Below are 18,186 nucleotides of genomic sequence, written 5' to 3'. Positions count from 1 at the left end.
GAGAGTTTTCTGAAGCCCCCTTAAAACAACCACTACGAAAGTCGGCTCCACCTCTGACAAGGCTGCGATTGCCTCTCCTGGATTAGCCTCATGGCTGATAGCATCCTCGATGTATCATCCAAAGACGACTGCACACGACACTCTTCAAGCTGCTGCAGGCATATGTGTTCACACTAAGTAGTTACTCATCATCAATCCAATCCGCATGAGATACATCGATATCGTTGGCCATATCGCGAAGAAATCGAATAACGATTTCCCGTTCTTGAGAGGTGAGACGTGCTGCTGAATAAAACCTTCGCGACTGGTGTTTCCCAATGGTTTCATAAGCAGCCCGTCGGGTTTCGGGCGTGACGGTGATCTGTAAAGCCCGCCTATCAGTTGGATGCGGGGTACGTATTACATGGCTGGCTTTTTCGAGCCTATCTATCAGCTTGGTCGTGGAAGAGCCAGATATACCCAAATAGGCAGCTATATCTGTAGCAGTGGCAGTCACACCTTGGTTTTCGCACACAATCAAGTAATGGAGAGCTCTCATGTCGGTGTCATTGAGTTTCATGTAGCGAGCCGAGGCCTCACTCACTTTTCTCTCAGCATCGCGCAAACGCCCCATTTCCTGCATTAGCTCAGCAATCTGAGCAACTTCTTCTTCAGACTGCTTGCTAATATCAAGCAACTGCATGCTGGGGTCATTCTCACGAATCCCGTACACCTTTTCACGCCTTCCGTTTGCAAACCTCTCGATTGGTGCTTACTATTCACAATAGTAGTACGCTAAGCGAACTAATAGCTAATCTAATGGTTCGCTTATATAAGTATTCATACTTGTCGAGCTGACACTCTCGACTCACATGGAAGATTGGAAGCTGATATGGGACGCGTGAGAAAACCAGAACACAATAATTCCGCCTCTCATCGCGAACCCGGTACCCACACCCGCGCAGCGCGCTGGCTCCGTATCTTGTTACCAGCTTTTCTCATCATTGGATGGGTTGCTGCAGCAGGAATGGGGGGTCCACTTTTTGGCAGAATAAGTGAGGTCTCGTCCAACGACCAGGCTGCCTATCTTCCAAGTTCAGCCGAATCAACCAAAGCAAGTGAACTCTCACGGGAGTTCTACGACTCTGATGACATTCCCGCTGTTGCCCTCATCGTTTCAAATGACAGCGAAATAGGTGAGGATTCTTTAGTAGAGATTACGACATCCGTAGAAAAACTCACCGATATAGACGGAGTCGTGGAAGTATCCCCCCCTATTCCATCCGAAGACGGGAAGGCAACCCAGGTATTCATTCCCCTAGATTCTTCGGGAGACATAGGCGAAACAGTCACAGAGATGCGCAACAGCCTTAGCACCTCTCTGGGGGATTCCTACTCGGTATACATTACAGGCCCCGCTGGACTTACGGCTGATCTAGTTGACGCTTTCGGTGGTATTGACGGGTTGCTCTTAGGGGTGGCTCTTGTCGCAGTCCTCGTCATATTACTATTCGTTTATAGGTCAGTACTACTGCCTATCACCGTGCTCCTCACAAGTCTTTTTGCCCTCTGCGTCGCCCTTCTCGCGGTATGGAATCTTGCCAATGCTGGAGTGTTCCTACTCAACGGACAGACGCAAGGAATCTTGTTCATCTTGGTTATCGGGGCAGCCACCGATTATTCGCTTCTCTACGTCTCTCGGTATCGGGAAGAACTTCTCCAGTATGAGGACAAGTGGCGTGCCACTCGAGAAGCAATAAAGGGCACAATCGAGCCAGTTTTAGCTTCAGGAGGAACTGTTATTGCTGGACTATTGTGTCTACTTCTTAGCGACCTAAAGTCCAACAGTGTTTTAGGCCCGGTTGCATCTATTGGGATTGTTTTCGCGATGCTTGCAGCTCTCACGTTACTACCAGCCGTGTTGGGATTATTAGGCAGGAAAGCCTTCTGGCCAAGACTTCCGCAGTTTGATCCCGGCTCTGAGGGGGAAGAACACATCAACTATCAAGGCGTGTGGGGTAGAACTGTAATGTTCGTTAGCCGTCATTCACGCCCAATATGGATGGCTACGACTGCGGCACTTCTTGTCGGTGCAGTCGGGGCCGTAGGTCTCAAAGCTGACGGAGTAGCCCAGACGGAACTGGTGCTGAGCGCATCCCAAGCGCGTGATGGGCAAGAGGCACTTTCACAGCACTTCCCTGGCGGTTCCGGAAGCCCCGCGACCATTATCACCACTGAAGAAAACCTCGATAGTGCGGTCGAAGAGATACTCTCTCAGCCAGGAATCGACTCTCTCACTATCACTTCCGACGATTCACCAAGCGGGCAAGCACCTATCAATGTTGACGGTATTAGCCCAGTAGGCCCACCCGGAACTCCTGCACCTACGCCTACCGTGGTAGCCGGACGTGTGCTTTTGCAGGCGACTCTCGCTTATCCTGCCGACTCAACTGAAGCTCTCAGCACAATCACTGAATTGCGAGAATCTCTCCATTCCACAGTGCCAGACACGCTTGTGGGAGGCACAACAGCCACTACTTTGGACACGAATGTCACGTCATCACACGACAGAAACCTCATCATTCCCATCATTTTGGCAGTGATCCTCATTATCTTGATGATGCTGCTGCGCGCAGTTGTCGCTCCTATCATGTTGATTCTGACCACTATCCTCTCTTTCGGAACAGCTATGGGAGTTGCGGCGATAGTCTTCAACCACATACTCGATTTTCCAGGAGCGGACCCAGCAGTACCTCTGTATTCCTTCGTATTCCTCGTGGCTCTAGGTATCGACTACAACATCTTTCTGATGACCCGTGTGCGCGAAGAAAGCCAAAAATATGGCACCCACCAAGGAATCATCCGCGGCTTGGCAATAACGGGGACGGTCATCACATCAGCAGGATTGGTACTTGCCGCTACTTTCGCAGCACTTGCTGTCATCCCCATTCTCTTTTTAGTTCAGTTGGCCTTCATCGTGTCATTCGGAGTTTTACTAGACACATTTGTCGTTCGGACACTGTTGGTACCCGCACTATCACTAGAAATAGGGAAAGCTATATGGTGGCCGTCGGCGCTCTCTCGAGCGAAACAGCCAACCCCTCAATTCGAAAGCAACACAGCCTCTCGCATTGCGGACTGAAGTAAGTGGATGCACTTCGAACCCTAGAGCCAACCACGCCGTTTAAACAGGAACCATAAGACAACTGCCGAGGCCAGCATCAGGGTCAAAGCAAAGGGATAGCCCCACACAGTGTCAAGCTCAGGCATATGCGAAAAGTTCATCCCGTAGATTGAACCAATGACCGATGGCGTGAAGATAATTGCCGCCCACGCGGAGATTTTCTTCATATCATCGTTTTGTCTTTGAGCCACCAGCGTCGCATTGACATTGAGTATCCGTGTCAGCATGTCACGCAGTTCTGCCGTGAGTTCTGCATCTCTGGTCAAGTGGTCAGCCACATCTGCTAAGTGGGCGCGCAGTTGAGTCGCCACCGCATATTTCTCAAAACCACTTTGCAGAGCCTTAACCACAAACTGCAGCGGCACTATAGCGTGCTGTAGGTCAACAAGTTCCCTACTCAAACGATAGATACGCTCTGGCGCTGCCGCATCACCTGAGAACACTTGACGCTCCACATCATCAATATCATCAACGATTCCTCGCAAAGCTGGCGCGTAGCCGTCCGCCGTATAGTCGATAACCGCATATAGCATTGCTTCCGGACCTGACTGAAGCATGGGTGCTTGTGCCTCAAAGCGGCGATCCACCTCGTCAACCCATCTCCTATCAGGAGCGTTCCTATCGCCGCGCTGCCGTATGCACACCACAGTTCGCCCTGCCACCACAATGTGAGTTTCTCCTAGAAGGACGTCCTCTGTGGCCTCGTCGTAGACCGCAGGCTTCATGACACAAAACAGCGTGCTGCCATACCGTTCTAGTTTTGGTCGCTGATGGGAAGTGACAATATCTTCCACCAGCATGGGATGCAGCGAAAGAGCCCGTGCAATAGTACGAATGTCATTGAGGTCTGGACAGTCGTAGGCAATCCACCCAGTTGCATGCGGAGACTTCTCAATTTCTCCCAACAGATCCCAAATATCTCTGGCTGAGATCGGCTTTCGTTGACCTTCCTCATACATAGCAATATCAACAATCGAACCTTTGTAGCCGAGATCCTGCCCATCCATGATTGGTCCCTTCAGCTAGAAAGTAGCGCCAGGTGCAACTCTATGTCTCTCATCAAGCCTCGTCTACTAGCAAACGATACACTCCTCAAAATCTTGTCACTCACAGTTAAAAGAAAGTGGTCTTGGAGCCATCGGGCGAAGAAGACTCCAAGACCACTGGGGACGGGTAGCCCACCCTATCTTTGGGCTACATATCGGTCATTTAGCTGTGTTTTTTTCTTGCGTACTATCAACACAGCGCCAAGTCCCGCCAGTGACAACGCTAGGACAACTCCCAGAATGAGGAGTGGTCCAGAAGCACCGGTCACAGCCAACTTACTCTTCACTGGATGCTCAGTGCGCGACGGAGGTGTCTCAATGACTGGAGTGTCTCCTGGAGGAGTGGCACACCCTATCACTGTATTCTCAAGAACCGTGCCACCAGCATCGGGATTAACCGTCACAGAGTAGGTGATTGTCGCTTCCTCGCCGGGCTGCAAAGAGCCATTCCGCGAGAGCTCATCTTCCTGCACTAGCGCAGTCCCTACACTTGCAGCGACATCACCGTTGCACTGTGCATGTGCTAGCACCCCAGACAGATCATCCTTTATCTCAGCTGGTTCCAATACAGTTTCACCAGTATTGACCCCGGTTACCGTATAGGTGATGATGCTTCCAGGATCTACTGCGGTTCCGGTCTCGGGATTCGCGCTCTTTGAAACTGAGAACCCTGGAACATTGACAGGATTATCAGTTGTCACAGGCGGGGGAACAATCTTGCCCCCACCAGGAGGTGTTACCTCGCCAGCAACATGATTGACAAGGTTCTTACCCACTGCGCTAGCATCTACTGTTACGGAATACGTGATCGAAACTGATTGCCCCGGAGCGAGAGCCCCACTCCAAGTCAGTTCATCACCAGTAATAGCAGGAGCAACTGCAGTTTGGCCAGCAACAACAGCAGTAGCGTCATTGTTGTAGGTTGCGTCGGAAATGACAGCAGAGAGATCATCCACTATGGACACGGAATCTAAAGCGGTCTGTCCTGTATTGATTCCAGTAACTGTATAGGTGAGTACATCGCCAGGATTAACTGCTGTCCCAGAAGTTGGCGCGACTGACTTTGTCAGTTCAAACCTGGTTCATTCACTGGGTGTTCGGTTTCACTAGAAGGCGTCACAACAGGTTCACCAGGAACTGGAGGTGCGTTTGGATCATCAGGATCCGGCGTCAATGGTGTTCCAGAACCTTGAGCAATGTTATGTAAAATAATGCCCCCAGCATCGGCGGCAACCGTAATAGAATAGGTAATTTCAACGGTTGCTTCGGGTTCGAGATTTCCACGCCAAGCAAGACGTTGTCCATCCAGGGCCACTTCTCCGACTGAAGCAGTCCCAACCGTCTAAACCACCCATGACCTACACCACACCTAACCGCCTTAACACACAATAGGAGCATCGTTGACTCTGCCGCAGCTGCCCGTGTGATCATTTCAGCGTTATCAACCTGACCAAAAGTCCTTGCTTCGATGACACTGGGTTGGTTACGGGTAAGTGTGCCTGTCTTGTCGAAAGCGATAGTGCGAATCGTACCGAGTTGCTCGAACGCTTCACCAGACTTGATGACCACGCCTAACTTTGAGGCTGCCCCAATCGCACTGATGACGGTTACCAGAACCGCAATCGCCAGTGCACAGGGGGAGGCTGCCACCAACACCACCAGGGCTCGTTCAATCCAGGTCAGTGGATCCCCAACGATGAATCCGTAACCGGCCACCAAAGCAGCAGCTATCAAAACTAGTGGGACCAGCGGCCGAGCTATCCGATCAGCTAACCGTGCCCGAACTCCCTTCTTTGCCTGTGCTTGTTCTACCAAGGTAACAATCTGCGTCAGCGAGTTATCTGTTCCGCCGGCACTAGCTCGAACGCGAAGTGTCCCGCCGCCAACATTGATCGACCCCGCTGCCACCACTGCTTCGGGAGAAACATCCACAGGGATCAACTCCCCCCGTCACCGCAGACGTATCGAGTACCGACTGCCCAGCCTCCACTACTCCATCGGTAGCAAGGCGCTCCCCTGCGCCAACAATCAGTAGGTCATCGACTGCCAGTTCTTTGGCGGCAATCGTCTGTTCAACACCGCCTCGAGACACCCTCGCTATATCCGGAATGAGAGCAAGCAGAGCACGCAATCCCGCCTGGGCACGACCCATCGCCCGATCTTCTAAAGTTTCAGCCAGAGAGAATAAGAACGCTAAGGCAGCGGCCTCTCCCACATGTCCCAAAGCAACCGCCCCAACCGCTGCGACCGTCATCAACAAGGCCACGCCTACGCGCCGATTACATAAAGCTCTCATGACCCCCGGAACGAAGGCCCATGCCCCGGCCGCCAAAGCAATCCCTTGAAATACGACTGGAGCCACAGGCACCCCGGCCCATTCAACGACGTAGCCAGCCAACAGAAACACACCCGAAACAGCAGACGGTAAAAGTGCTCGATCTTGCCACCACAAACTAAGAGGTTCCGCACCAAAGTCACGGTCCTCTTTTTCTACCCTGCAGCAGTCATCCATCAGGCATTTACCTCATCACCGGGGCAGCACAACGGCACATCGCAATTCTCACCATTCACACACGGATGACCGTCATCAAAAGCCAGCACCACTTCTACTAAGGCAGAAATTGCCCGCGAGATATGCGGGTCAGCAATTTCGTACCGGGTCTTTCGCCCTTCAGGAGCAGCCACCACGATCCCACAACCCCGCAGACATGCCAGATGATTCGACACATTCGTCCGTGTCAATCCCAAGCTCTCCGCTAAACGTGCCGGATAACCCGGCCCCTCCAATAGTTCCAATAAAATACGTGAGCGAGTACTATCAGCCATCGCCCGACCTAAACGATTCATAACCTCAACACGAGAAGCAATAGTCAGCACATAGTGACCGCACAGTAGATGCTGACCTGTTGCAAGCCCACAACCACTTAGGGTCAACCATGTCCAATGGAACTTTGTCTCACCTACTTCACGTCAGTAGACTTCGCCCAGACCCCACCGCACCTTTGTTCTGAGAAAGGGAGCGTGTGGGGAACTGTGAGACTCCCACCAGCGAACAACGTTGACTCCTCGATCCATACCTAGCCGAAGCGCTACCGATAGACCTTTTCACCGAGAAATAAAAGGCACTAGAAATCGAGATCACCCACCTCGACCGAAAGATCAGATAACACCAAAATGTATTCTCGCTAGCATACTCATACATCAACGAATGCCTTGGTGCCGTCAATGACCCCACAAGCTCCTATCAAATTCTCAGAGTACGCAACAAAGAACTCTTCACGAAAAACTACATAGACGAAAACCGAATCATTAGCACAGAAAACCAGGCCTAATTCGATACCATCATCGAAGCCAACCGACAACAGCAGTCGAGCCACAAGTCAGGATTTCCCGAAATGCCTGAGGCTGGAACATCTCAGATCTGGTACCCCCGGTCGGACTCGAACCGACACTGGACCGATTTTAAGTCGGTTGCCTCTGCCATTGGGCTACGGGGGCTTGCCGCGTACCATTGTATCTTTCTCACCTGGCCAGCACCAAAGCGCGTGACCAGCAGCATACATACCCTGCTTGTAACGTGCTATATATGTTTTAGGAGTTACTTAGTCAACCAGTGCCAATGCGATACCGTCAAGGATGTCATGCTCTGAGACATAGGCACCGCCAAGCTTCGGTAGCCTTTTATCGACTCGATTGATGATTCTTTGCCAAATCAGCGCACCAGCACCTATCACATCCGCACGTCCAGGAGGCATGAAAGGAAGGGCCGCCTTCACCTCGACAGGCTGGTCCTTCATGAAATCAGCTGCGTCGTTCCACTGTTTCCAGGTCAAGAACTGTCCGTGGGTGAGTTCCGGTTGATACCTGGTTGCACCTAGAGAGTGTGCGGCTAGCGTTGTGACCGTACCGGCAACTCCCACCAATGCCCCCAATCGCACAAAGTCAATGGCGTGTTCTACCTGGTCCAGCTTGTCATCTACCCACTGCGCTGCAGCATCGAAGTCGGAGCCAAACCGCTCTGTTACTCGCACAGAACCCATGTCAATGGAAATAGCGGCTTCTGGCGCCTCGGCTCCATATACGAACTCGGTGGAGCCTCCACCAATGTCCACAATCATTCGAGGGGCGGGGGCCGTCAGCGAGCTCACCGCACCTTTGAAGGATAACGCTGCCTCTTCTTCGCCCGGAATAATCTCTGGCCGCACACCAATAATCGCCTCGACAGAATCCATAAACTGTTTTCCGTTATGAGCGTCCCTCATCGCAGATGTGCCGACGAATCGTGTTCGTTCAACATCATGGTGTGAGATAATTTCTCGGTATTCTCGCACTGCGGCAAGGGTCCTCTCAACCGCGGTGTCAGCTAGTCTGCCAGTGCGGTCCACGTCTTGCCCCAAACGCACAATGCGCATTTCTCTCACCAGATCGACTAGACCTGTTGGAGTTTCCTTAGCGATGAGAAGGCGGATGGAATTCGTTCCACAATCGATGGCAGCTACTGATTTCACAGAACTAATCTAGGCCGCTCGCCGAGTGGTCGCGAATTTGCGTCCACTCGTTCTATCTGTTCCACAGTCCACGTTCGCCGATCATTTCTAGGGCAGCATCACCAACGGGGTTGATTCCGGGGCCGACTGCTAAGGAATGAGCAACCATGGCATGGAGACATTTCACACGCGTCGGCAGTCCGCCAGCGGAGAAATCACTAATCTCCTCCACTTCTTCCAAAAGAGAGCGGCGACGCAAATAGTCTTTATGCGCCTCATGGTTAGAAGGGAACCTTTCAGCAAGTTCTTCCATCATGTGTTCAGCCTCTAACACTGAACAAGCCCGAACCACGTCGGGATGCGTCAAATAGAACAGAGTCGGAAAAGGGGTTCCATCGGGCAAACGCGGCCACGTAACAGCGACCAGAGGATACCCCTGACTATCACGCGCACCAATAGCCCACACACCGCGAGGTGTCCTTCCCAGCTGCTCAGCAAGAATCGTCAAATCTTCTTCAGTAGCTGGGCTTCCTTGGGGCGCGACTTCTTCAATGGCGGGGCTATTCACTGACTATATCGGCTTCCTGTAACTCTTCTTGTACAACCATCGTCCAAGGGCGTTCTGGCCCGCGGCGCTTGTCTTCCGCATCTTTTTCTGCCTGCCTCTGCGGTGCATCAGCAACGGAAAACTGAGTTTCCCCCTTTTCAACCAGCCCTAGCCGGCTTCGTGCTTGCGAGGCGATGTATTCTTTATTGTCCCAGTTTGCAAGTTCATTTTCGAGTTCAGCCCGCGTGGCTTTAGCCTCTTCCAACTCGCCTATCGCCGCCTGATACTCGCGCGCTTGATCCGCCCACTGCAGAGCAACCGGAACTGTCACCAGCGCGGCAACAACAACGACTGCCGAGGCGATGACGGCTCTGAGAGAAAACGTGAGAGAAGTAAGCGCGAACCCCTTCTTCTTCGGCTGAGAAGATTCCACCTGGTTTTGGCGGCTAACTCGTTTTGGCCTGGCACTTGCTCGCACATCTTCCGGACGCCTTGCTGGGCGCGAATTACCACCCGGCCCACGTGGGGCCTTAGGACGGCGAATGGGATCAGTATCAGACACGTCCTCATCTTCTCATCATGAACAAAACCAAGTGAACCACTACTGCGGGCGTGGCGGCTCTTATCACCACCGTAGCGGATGTTTAGGGACCAAAATTGCTTGGGGTAATAGTAAGGGGAGAGAACCACAATGGTTCTCTCCCCTTGTCTGTATCTATGTATCTATCGAGAAGAACTAGAAACGTGCGCGTGGGAATGCGCTGGCGCCAGCGTATGTGGCTTCTTCGCCCAGTGCTTCTTCGATGCGCAGCAGACGGTTGTACTTCTCTACACGCTCAGAGCGGGCAGGAGCACCGGTCTTGATCTGGCCTGAGTTGGTTGCAACAGCCAAGTCAGCAATGGTTGTGTCACCGGTTTCACCTGAACGGTGTGAGGTCATCGAACGGTATCCGTTGCGGTGTGCCTCTTCCACTGCATCCAGTGTCTCAGTGAGTGAGCCAATCTGATTGACCTTGACCAAGAGTGCATTAGCAATGCCACCCTTGATACCGCGTTCGAGTCGCTCAGGGTTGGTGACAAACAGGTCGTCACCCACGAGCTGTACGCGATCACCGATGGCATCGGTGAGGCGCTTCCAAGCATCCCACTCATCTTCCGACAATGGATCCTCAATCGAGACCAAGGGGTAGTCAGTGATGAGTTTCTCATAGTAATCGATCATGTAATCGGTGGAGCGAGCTTCACCTTCAAACTGGTATGCGCCGTCTTTGAAGAATTCTGTCGAGGCAACATCGAGAGCTAGAGCAATGTCCTTGCCGGGCTCATATCCAGCGCGCTTGATAGCTTCGATAATGAGGTCCAGCGCAGCGGTGTTGGACTCAAGACTTGGCGCAAAGCCACCCTCATCGCCAAGTCCTGTGGAAAGTCCACGTTCCTTGATGACTGCTTTGAGCGTGTGGTACACCTCAGCACCCCAACGTAGTGCTTCACGGAATGAAGGAGCACCGATGGGGGCAATCATGAACTCTTGAATGTCCACGTTGGTGTCAGCGTGTGATCCGCCGTTGAGAATGTTCATCATAGGAACGGGCAGTACGTGAGCATTGGGACCGCCCAGGTACTGGTAGAACGGCAGGGCAGCAGAAACTGCAGCAGCTTTAGCAACTGCTAGTGATACGCCTAGGACCGCATTCGCGCCCAGTTTGCCTTTATTGGCTGTTCCATCGAGGGAAATCATGGTGTGGTCGATGAGACGCTGCTCGGTTGCATCCAAGCCGATGATTGCAGGAGCAATCACTTCAGTTACGGCTTCAACAGCCCCCTCAACACCCTTGCCCTGGTAACGTCCTTCATCACCGTCGCGGCGCTCTACAGCTTCGAACGCGCCGGTGGAAGCACCTGAAGGCACAGCAGCACGGGCTCCGACGCCGTCCTCCAACACGACCTCAACTTCCACAGTCGGGTTGCCACGGGAGTCCAGAATCTCGCGGGCCGCGATGTGCTCGATCATTGACACGTTTGTCTCCTTTTGTTGGATATTTCTGTCTCCGGCGCCGCGCGCCAAAGTCTATTCGGTAGGAAGTTCTGCCTGTGAAGCACCGGCAGATGCTACATCACCTAGATAAGGAACTAATCCTTGCTGTGGGTCAAACGACCCATATCGGGGATTGACCTTAGTCACAGGCGAAGTCATATTTTCGGTGATTGTCTCTATCGCTGTGGGGTCTTGTTGCGCCAGCATCTGTTGTGCTTCCTGCAGTTGACCGAAAGCTAAAATCTGCTGGGTAATAGGAGAATAATCTTCGATATTGATGCCGGCCTGGGCTAGAGACTGTCCAGCCAAGGCAACTCCCTGTTCCTGCGTTGCCAGTCCGCTCTCCTCAAAAGCATTGAACATGGGCTGCAGCATAACGATGGTAGAAATTACCACGTCACGGGTAATTTGTTGTTGGCCACCAAAGAGCTCTTGCAGTTCTGGCATGGCCTCATCAATTTCTTGTTCCGTATAGGAAACGCCCATCGATTGAACAGCAACATTCGGTCCAGGTGTGCACCCGCTAAGTGCCAGGGCAACTCCTAAAACTGCAATGCCAGCTCCTATGCGACGGCGGGTATTTCTCACTGGGTCCTCCTCAGCGGCCCTCTTTGGGCCCCTCCTTATTCTACGCTACTGCAGCGCTAAACCAAGCTGAGGTTCACGCTTTTTATCCTCTGCTCTTACCTCGCCCTACAATGACTCCACGCAAGAGGTCTTCGACAAAACTGAGGATTGCTTCATCTTCTGGTCCTGTCTCGCCATGATGCCTGGTAAGTGGAACCAGAATTTGCCGAGTCGCAGCTTTGATGACAGATCCTGGATACAGCCGTTTCAGACGCAAAGCCTGTGAGTCAGCTAGTTCGACGGGCCCTAAACGTACATAGCGCCCCTGGGTCACAACTTCGGTGATTCCAAGTTGGCGCAGCATTGACCGCAAACGTGCCAACAAGAAGAGCCTCTCAACCTGAGAGGGCAATGGCCCATACCGGTCAAGTAGCTCTTCTTGAACCTCGCGCATAAGAGCAGGATCGTTAACTTGAGCTATCTTCCCATACACCTCCAGACGCGCATCCTCGCCGGGGATGTACGACTCCGGCAGATGAGCGTCCACTGGAAGTTCAATCCGAACCTCTGTGGTCTCCTGTGGTTTCTCACCTTTGTACTCAGCGACTGCATCGGCAACCATCCGCACGTACAGATCAAAACCGACGCCTTCAATGTGACCAGATTGTGCACCGCCAAGGAGATTCCCCGCCCCACGAATCTCCAAGTCCTTTTGAGCGACAGCTAGTCCCGAACCCAAATCAGAATTCGCAGCTATGGTCCGCAAGCGCTCTAAAGCCGTTTCCGTGAGAGTTTTACCCTTGGGGTAGAAAAAGTAAGCGTAGGCACGTTCGCGACCGCGTCCCACCCGTCCTCGTAACTGGTGAAGTTGCGACAGTCCAAAGATGTCAGCTCTGTCGACAATGAGCGTATTGGCATTGGAAATATCGAGTCCAGTCTCCACGATCGTGGTGCATACCAAGACATCGAATTCGTGATTCCAAAAATCTACGATGACACGCTCTAGCTCACCCTCTGAAAGCTTGCCATGGGCTACTCGAATGCGCGCTTCTGGAACCAGTTCTTGTAGTTCTGCGGCTACTTTATTGATGGTTTCCACCCGATTGTGGATGAAGAAGACCTGCCCATCGCGCATCAATTCACGTCTGATTGCTGCAGCAACTTGAGCATTTTGGTACGGCCCCACAAAGGTGAGGACCGGCTGACGCTCTTCTGGTGGAGTCTGCAGGACCGACATTTCCCGTATTCCAGCTACCGCCATCTCCAATGTGCGGGGAATCGGGGTGGCGGACATCGCCAGTACATCAACTTGGGCTCGCAACGCTTTGAGTGTTTCCTTGTGCTCAACTCCGAAGCGTTGTTCTTCGTCAATGACGACTAATCCTAGGTCTTTGAAACGCACCGAACCGGTAAGTAGGGAGTGGGTACCAATCACAACGTCGATAGTTCCGTCCAACAATCCTTGACGGACTTCGTCCGCTTCTTTCTTTGTGGAAAAACGCGACAGGGCTCCTATATTGATGGGAAAACCTGCGAAGCGTTCAGTAAAGGTGTCCACATGTTGTTGGACCAGAAGCGTGGTGGGGACCAATACCGCCACCTGTTTACCATCTTGGACTGCCTTGAATGCGGCACGAACAGCAATTTCTGTTTTCCCATATCCGACATCGCCAGTGAGGAGCCTATCCATGGGCACGTCACGTTCCATGTCGGCTTTCACTTCATCAATGGTGAGCAGCTGATCGGGGGTTTCAACATAGGGGAAAGAGTCTTCTAATTCCCGTTGCCAAGGAGTGTCCGGGCTGAATGCGTGGCCTTTCATACTCTGTCGGGCCGCATATAGACGCACCAATTCGGCAGCGATTTCCTTGACCGCAGCTTTGGCACGTTTCTTAGTCTTTGCCCAATCTGCGCCGCCCATTCTTGATAGGCGAGGCTCGTCAGAACCTGTATATTTCGATACTTGGTCGAGGGACGAGGTGGGGACGTAGAGCACGTCGGCGGGCCGGCCTCGCGCACCGGCATATTCCACCACCAGGTAGTCGCGTTTGGCATTAGTTCCTGGGACGACGCGGGATTCCATTTCTAGAAAACGTCCGATCCCGTGTTGCTCGTGAACGATAAAATCTCCTGGACGAAGACTCAGCGGGTCCAGTTTTCCTTTGCGCCGCGCGGGCATTTTCCGCATGTCGCGGGTGGTGCCTCCACTGCGTCCTCCGGTGAGATCTTGTTCTGTGAAGACCGCCAGCTTCGATTCTTCCATGACGAAGCCGACACCTGCTGCCACCGGAACGACATGGACCAGTCCTAGCTGCGGGTCGAGGGGGAGTTCTTCTTCGAGGCGAGCAGGTACTTCAGCGTCTAAGAGAAGTTGTGTGAGCCTGCGTGCAGCTCCGTGTCCCGGTGTTGTCAGGACTAGTGTCCAACCTAATGCGGCCAGTTCAGCTAGGTCTTGGGCGGCTTGCCTGAAGTCTGCGCGGTATGGAATCACGTCACGTGCTTGGGTGCGGAAGTAACGCGTTTCGGCCTCATCCAGGACTTCGGCGCCCTGCAGGGAGGTCAACTCCCACCAGCGGCTGCCCTCAGGTGCCCACACTTCGTCCAATGCAAGGAAAGAACCCGTGCCCATTGTGAGAGGCGCGTTGCCACCCCCGGCTGCGGCCCCCCATGCTGCTGATTCAAATTCGGACGAGGTGGTTGCCAGATCTTCTGCGCGGCGAAGTACTCTCTCAGGTTCGTCAACACACCACAGCGCGTCAGTAGGAATGAGGGAATCGAGCGAGCGCATCTGGGATACAAGTGCGGAGGTGAGGGATTCAATGCCCGGTGCGTAAATTCCTTCAGATGCTAGTTCGAGGATGTCGGCAGCACCTGGAAGTTCTCTTTGGAGCTCTCGTGCTCGCTGACGCACTTCGTCAGTGAGAACAAGTTCGCGGGCTGCTGGAGCCCACAGTCCACCTTCTGCTGGGCCTGCACTGCGCTGGTCTGAAAGGTTGAACCAGCGAATTTCTTCAACTTCGTCACCAAAGAGTTCCAGGCGGACAGGATGATCGCCTGCTGGGGGAAAAACGTCGACGATGCCACCGTGAACGGAAACTTCGCCGCGTCCTCTAACGGTGTCGACTGGAGAATACCCGAGGTTGAAAAGTCTTGCGAGTAGATCGTCTCGATCGATCCAGTCACCGACTTTGACTCTTAGCGGTTCCATTTCTGCAACGTCGGCGGCTACTGGCTGCAAGAGCGCGCGAACTGGGACAATGAGCACATCTATCGGGCCTGCATGTTCATCGCCGACTATCGGATGGGCGAGGCGCCGCAGCACCGCCGCACGCCTAGCCATTGTGTCAAGGCCCGGTGAGAGCCTTTCATGAGGGAGCGTCTCCCAACTGGGGAAGACTGCCGCCCGCGGTCCCCAGGCACTGATTGCTTCACCTAGTTGGTTAGCTCGCCTCCCTGTCGCGGTGATAACAACCGTGAGGGAATCGTCATCGGCTAAGGCAATGATTGGGGGACGCAGTCCAGGTGGGGCGACTATCGTCCCGGTGCCAGGCACCGACATCCCGCGCATGGCAGCATCAATAGCAGGATCGTGGGCTACTTGGGAGAGCAGCGAAGATAACTCACTCATGAGCGCGAATGCAGGTCTTGTTGGGCTGCGGCAAATCCACGAACCGCCACGTCTTCGACGGTATCGGCTGCCAACTCATACGTGACATTCCATTCTTCACGCGCCGCTGAAGAGATTTTTTCCAACACAAAGTCCGCTGGATTTTGTCTCCCTGGAGGACGTCCGATTCCTATGCGCAAGCGCCCGTAGTTTCTGTCTCCCAAGTGTTGGCTCAGAGACCGCAGCCCATTGTGTCCCCCTTCTCCCCCGCCTTGCTTGAGGCGCAGTTGATGTGCGGGGAGATCCAGGTCATCATGGATGACCAGTATTTCGTCTGGGGATATGCGCAGGTATTGCGCCAGACGCGACAATGGCCCTCCAGAAACGTTCATGTACGAGTCTGCAACGGCTAACGTGATCTTGGGGCCAGGCGCCCCACCAGGGAGAATCCCAATTCGAGCTTCGGCCACATGGCACCGGCTGGTATGTGATCGCATCGTGGCGCCTAGCCGCTTCACCAATACCGCAATGGTTGCTGCTCCCACATTGTGCCGGGTATCGACATATTGTGTTCCCGGATTTCCTAACCCGATAACCAGTTTCAGGGTCATTGTGTCCAATCGTCTGTGTTCCTGACCCGCCATTCTACTGGGTCAAAGACAGCATTCTCTATTCCTTCTTCTGTCGCCCACTGCTCAAAGTACAGCGCTGCCCACTCTCTGTAGGCTCTCGAGTTGGGATGGAACAAATCGGCAGCATGATATCGGAATAAGTAGGTCGACGTCGGCAATGAACGACTAAAGGAACGCAGGTCAATAATGTGATGGCCGTAGCGCCCTGCAACGTCTTCCAAGATTTGGGAGAATTCGGCCGCGCGTTTTTCTTGTGGCAAGCCACTAAATGACGGGATATTCGCTATGTATGAGCCGCTGAAAAGATACCGTCCCAAATGTTGTGCAAAAAGCGCAAACCGGTTAGCGTCGATGCTGGGGTCCATCACATCGTTCCCTCCGATCTGCACAATCGTGAGATCGGGCTGCCAATTAGTTCCAGCTAGGCCATAGCCATTGACGGTGGGGAGCTGCGTGTCAAGGATGGAAGGAATCTTTGCCCCTGACCGTGAGATGTTGAGCACCAACCCCGGACGAGGAAGATACCGGTCGATAGCCCCCATCAGGTAGGGCACCACACTGTGATTAATGCTGCTGGCACCGATTCCTTGCATCGACGAATCTCCCATTGCCAGCATGACAAAAGGGCGTTCAAGGTTTTCGGAGACAAAAGGGGAATCGGGGTCGAGGTCCGTGATCCCTAAATCGTGCAGTTCTTGGAGGGTGTCTAAATTGTGGTGTGCCCATGCGTCTGCGAAAGCACCCACGTGCTTACGTAAACGAGCAAGAGCCCTTACTTCGGCGACGCAGCCAGCTCCCGCGGCAACAGCAGCCACGGTAACCGGCTTCATCGTTCCTCACCGGCTGCCCCTGCTGCGTGGACTGCCAAGAATTGCGGAGCCACAAAACCTCGCCGGGCGAACTCTTCTGCAATTGCTTCAGCTACTGCTTGTGTGGAAGAGGAGGGGACGACGGCGATAGCAGAGCCACCGAAACCGCCACCGGTCATTCTGGCGCCCAGTGCTCCCTGCGCTAATGCGACTTCTTGTGCAGTGTCGAGCTCTGGGCACGTCACCTCATAGTCGTCACGTAGAGAATCATGTGAGCTGTTGAAAAGGCAACCCACGCGTTCGATATCGCCATTTTTCAAGGCGGCTATTGCTTCTTTGGTTCGTTCGATCTCTGTCACGACATGGCGGACACGTTTCTTGAGAGTCGGATCGTCAAGACGCCCCAGGGCTTCATCTAGGTCATCTACCTGCGCGAGGTTATCGACCCCCAATGTATCTGCCGCTTCTTCGCAGCTGGCACGACGCTGCCCATATCCACCTGTCGCATGAGAGTGCTCTGCCCGCGTATCAACCACTAAGAGATCTAAATCACGAGACCCCAAGTCAAAGGGGACTGCCTGGGTGGTGAATGTCTGGCAATCCAACGCAATAGCTTCACCCTCCTGGCAACGCAGCACCGCAGATTGGTCCATTCCACCAGTTGGGGCACCCGCTATGTCATTTTCGGCTCTCACACACCAGGAAACCATGTCTTCTACCGGAGCCTCAATATTCGACATTTTCATGATCGCCCCCACCACTGCACCTTCTAAGGCAGCCGAGGAGGAAAGTCCCGAACCGTAGGGAACGCAAGAATCGACGGCCACATCAAAGCCTGGAACTTTGATGCCCGTGTCCTTTTCCATTGCCCACGCAACACCTACCACGTAAGCTGGCCAACCACGTACGGGGTGGGCCGAAGAATGTATGTCCACCTCATCAAGATTGACCTCACGAATGCCATCTTCTTGCGCGGATACCAGCCGCACTATACGGTCTTCTCGGGGCCGCAATGCAGCATAGGTACGGTGAGGAAGGGCAATGGGAAGTGCCATTCCCCCGTTATAATCAGTGTGCTCTCCAATGAGGTTAACGCGCCCCGGGGCAGACCACAGCAGCGTGGGTTCTTCCTGGAAACTCTGCTGGAATAGATCTTGAACTTTCTCGCGTCCTTCATCACGCTGCCACGCATGGCGCCATACGACCATTATTCCCCTATTCAACGAATTCTTACCGGGTTAAGAGTAGCCGGAATTGGTCGAGAATCTCCCTTTGTGCCACAAGGCGATCGTG

17 protein-coding genes and 1 tRNA gene are annotated in these 18,186 nt (G+C 53.4%); 1 reads left to right on the top strand and 17 read right to left on the bottom strand.

Annotated features, from left to right (window positions below; all coding sequences use genetic code 11):
- Positions 1–181: 181 nt before the first annotated feature.
- The gene (locus FYJ24_RS10180) at positions 182–682 is read right to left on the bottom strand and encodes a MarR family winged helix-turn-helix transcriptional regulator (protein ID WP_154546064.1); all 501 of its coding nucleotides are present in this window, start codon (positions 680–682) and stop codon (positions 182–184) included.
- A 189-nt stretch (positions 683–871) separates the two neighbouring features.
- On the opposite strand from FYJ24_RS10180, the gene FYJ24_RS10175 reads away from it, so the two are divergent.
- Entirely contained in the window at positions 872–3,121 is a 2,250-nt protein-coding gene (locus tag FYJ24_RS10175; protein ID WP_154546062.1) for an MMPL family transporter, read from the top strand.
- A 23-nt stretch (positions 3,122–3,144) separates the two neighbouring features.
- Here the strand turns inward: FYJ24_RS10175 and FYJ24_RS10170 are convergent, their stop codons facing one another.
- The 16 genes from FYJ24_RS10170 to galK all read right to left on the bottom strand — a co-directional run bounded on the left by FYJ24_RS10170 (position 3,145) and on the right by galK (position 18,101).
- Entirely contained in the window at positions 3,145–4,170 is a 1,026-nt protein-coding gene (locus FYJ24_RS10170; protein ID WP_154546060.1) for a magnesium and cobalt transport protein CorA, read from the bottom strand.
- A 176-nt stretch (positions 4,171–4,346) separates the two neighbouring features.
- Complete coding sequence (locus FYJ24_RS10165; RefSeq protein WP_225872119.1) at positions 4,347–5,279, bottom strand: isopeptide-forming domain-containing fimbrial protein; 933 nt, start codon at positions 5,277–5,279, stop codon at positions 4,347–4,349.
- A 100-nt stretch (positions 5,280–5,379) separates the two neighbouring features.
- Positions 5,380–6,141: an HAD-IC family P-type ATPase gene (locus FYJ24_RS10160; RefSeq protein ID WP_318656649.1), complete on the bottom strand. Its 762-nt coding sequence runs from the start codon at positions 6,139–6,141 to the stop codon at positions 5,380–5,382.
- The gene (locus tag FYJ24_RS13205; RefSeq protein WP_263970231.1) at positions 6,065–6,721 is read right to left on the bottom strand and encodes a P-type ATPase; all 657 of its coding nucleotides are present in this window, start codon (positions 6,719–6,721) and stop codon (positions 6,065–6,067) included. Before FYJ24_RS13205 ends, FYJ24_RS10160 begins: the two co-directional genes overlap by 77 nt.
- On the bottom strand, positions 6,721–7,086 hold the full coding sequence (cmtR, locus tag FYJ24_RS10155) for a Cd(II)/Pb(II)-sensing metalloregulatory transcriptional regulator CmtR (protein ID WP_318656648.1): 366 nt from the start codon (positions 7,084–7,086) through the stop codon (positions 6,721–6,723). Before cmtR ends, FYJ24_RS13205 begins: the two co-directional genes overlap by 1 nt.
- 317 nt (positions 7,087–7,403) lie before the next feature.
- A complete protein-coding gene (locus tag FYJ24_RS10150) occupies positions 7,404–7,586 on the bottom strand; it encodes a hypothetical protein (protein WP_154546056.1) in 183 nt (60 codons plus the stop codon).
- A 45-nt stretch (positions 7,587–7,631) separates the two neighbouring features.
- Positions 7,632–7,707, bottom strand: a tRNA-Leu gene (locus FYJ24_RS10145).
- Positions 7,708–7,811: 104 nt separating this feature from the next.
- Positions 7,812–8,717 carry a Ppx/GppA phosphatase family protein gene (locus FYJ24_RS10140; RefSeq protein WP_318656647.1) on the bottom strand — a complete coding sequence of 302 codons (906 nt, stop codon included), beginning with the start codon at positions 8,715–8,717 and terminating at the stop codon, positions 7,812–7,814.
- Between the two features lie 52 nt (positions 8,718–8,769).
- Positions 8,770–9,264 (bottom strand): DUF501 domain-containing protein, encoded by a 495-nt coding sequence (locus FYJ24_RS10135; RefSeq protein WP_318656646.1) that lies wholly within the window; start codon positions 9,262–9,264, stop codon positions 8,770–8,772.
- Positions 9,257–9,805 (bottom strand): FtsB family cell division protein, encoded by a 549-nt coding sequence (locus FYJ24_RS13445; RefSeq protein WP_154546054.1) that lies wholly within the window; start codon positions 9,803–9,805, stop codon positions 9,257–9,259. Before FYJ24_RS13445 ends, FYJ24_RS10135 begins: the two co-directional genes overlap by 8 nt.
- 174 nt (positions 9,806–9,979) lie before the next feature.
- Entirely contained in the window at positions 9,980–11,254 is a 1,275-nt protein-coding gene (gene eno, locus FYJ24_RS10125) for a phosphopyruvate hydratase (protein WP_154546153.1), read from the bottom strand.
- A 57-nt stretch (positions 11,255–11,311) separates the two neighbouring features.
- The gene (locus FYJ24_RS10120; protein ID WP_154546052.1) at positions 11,312–11,866 is read right to left on the bottom strand and encodes a hypothetical protein; all 555 of its coding nucleotides are present in this window, start codon (positions 11,864–11,866) and stop codon (positions 11,312–11,314) included.
- 82 nt (positions 11,867–11,948) lie between these two features.
- The gene (gene mfd / locus FYJ24_RS10115) at positions 11,949–15,473 is read right to left on the bottom strand and encodes a transcription-repair coupling factor (protein ID WP_154546050.1); all 3,525 of its coding nucleotides are present in this window, start codon (positions 15,471–15,473) and stop codon (positions 11,949–11,951) included.
- Positions 15,470–16,063 carry an aminoacyl-tRNA hydrolase gene (pth, locus tag FYJ24_RS10110; protein ID WP_154546048.1) on the bottom strand — a complete coding sequence of 198 codons (594 nt, stop codon included), beginning with the start codon at positions 16,061–16,063 and terminating at the stop codon, positions 15,470–15,472. Before pth ends, mfd begins: the two co-directional genes overlap by 4 nt.
- Complete coding sequence (locus FYJ24_RS10105) at positions 16,060–16,914, bottom strand: SGNH/GDSL hydrolase family protein (protein WP_154546046.1); 855 nt, start codon at positions 16,912–16,914, stop codon at positions 16,060–16,062. Before FYJ24_RS10105 ends, pth begins: the two co-directional genes overlap by 4 nt.
- A complete protein-coding gene (gene galK, locus FYJ24_RS10100; protein WP_154546045.1) occupies positions 16,911–18,101 on the bottom strand; it encodes a galactokinase in 1,191 nt (396 codons plus the stop codon). The genes FYJ24_RS10105 and galK overlap by 4 nt, the downstream gene beginning before the upstream one ends.
- Between the last annotated feature and the right edge of the window lie 85 nt (positions 18,102–18,186).

This window comes from Scrofimicrobium canadense (assembly GCF_009696615.1).
Classification (GTDB): Bacteria; Actinomycetota; Actinomycetes; order Actinomycetales; family Actinomycetaceae; genus Scrofimicrobium; species Scrofimicrobium canadense.
Note: the sequence above shows the minus strand (reverse complement) of the source record. Positions and strands in the feature narration are given on the sequence as shown.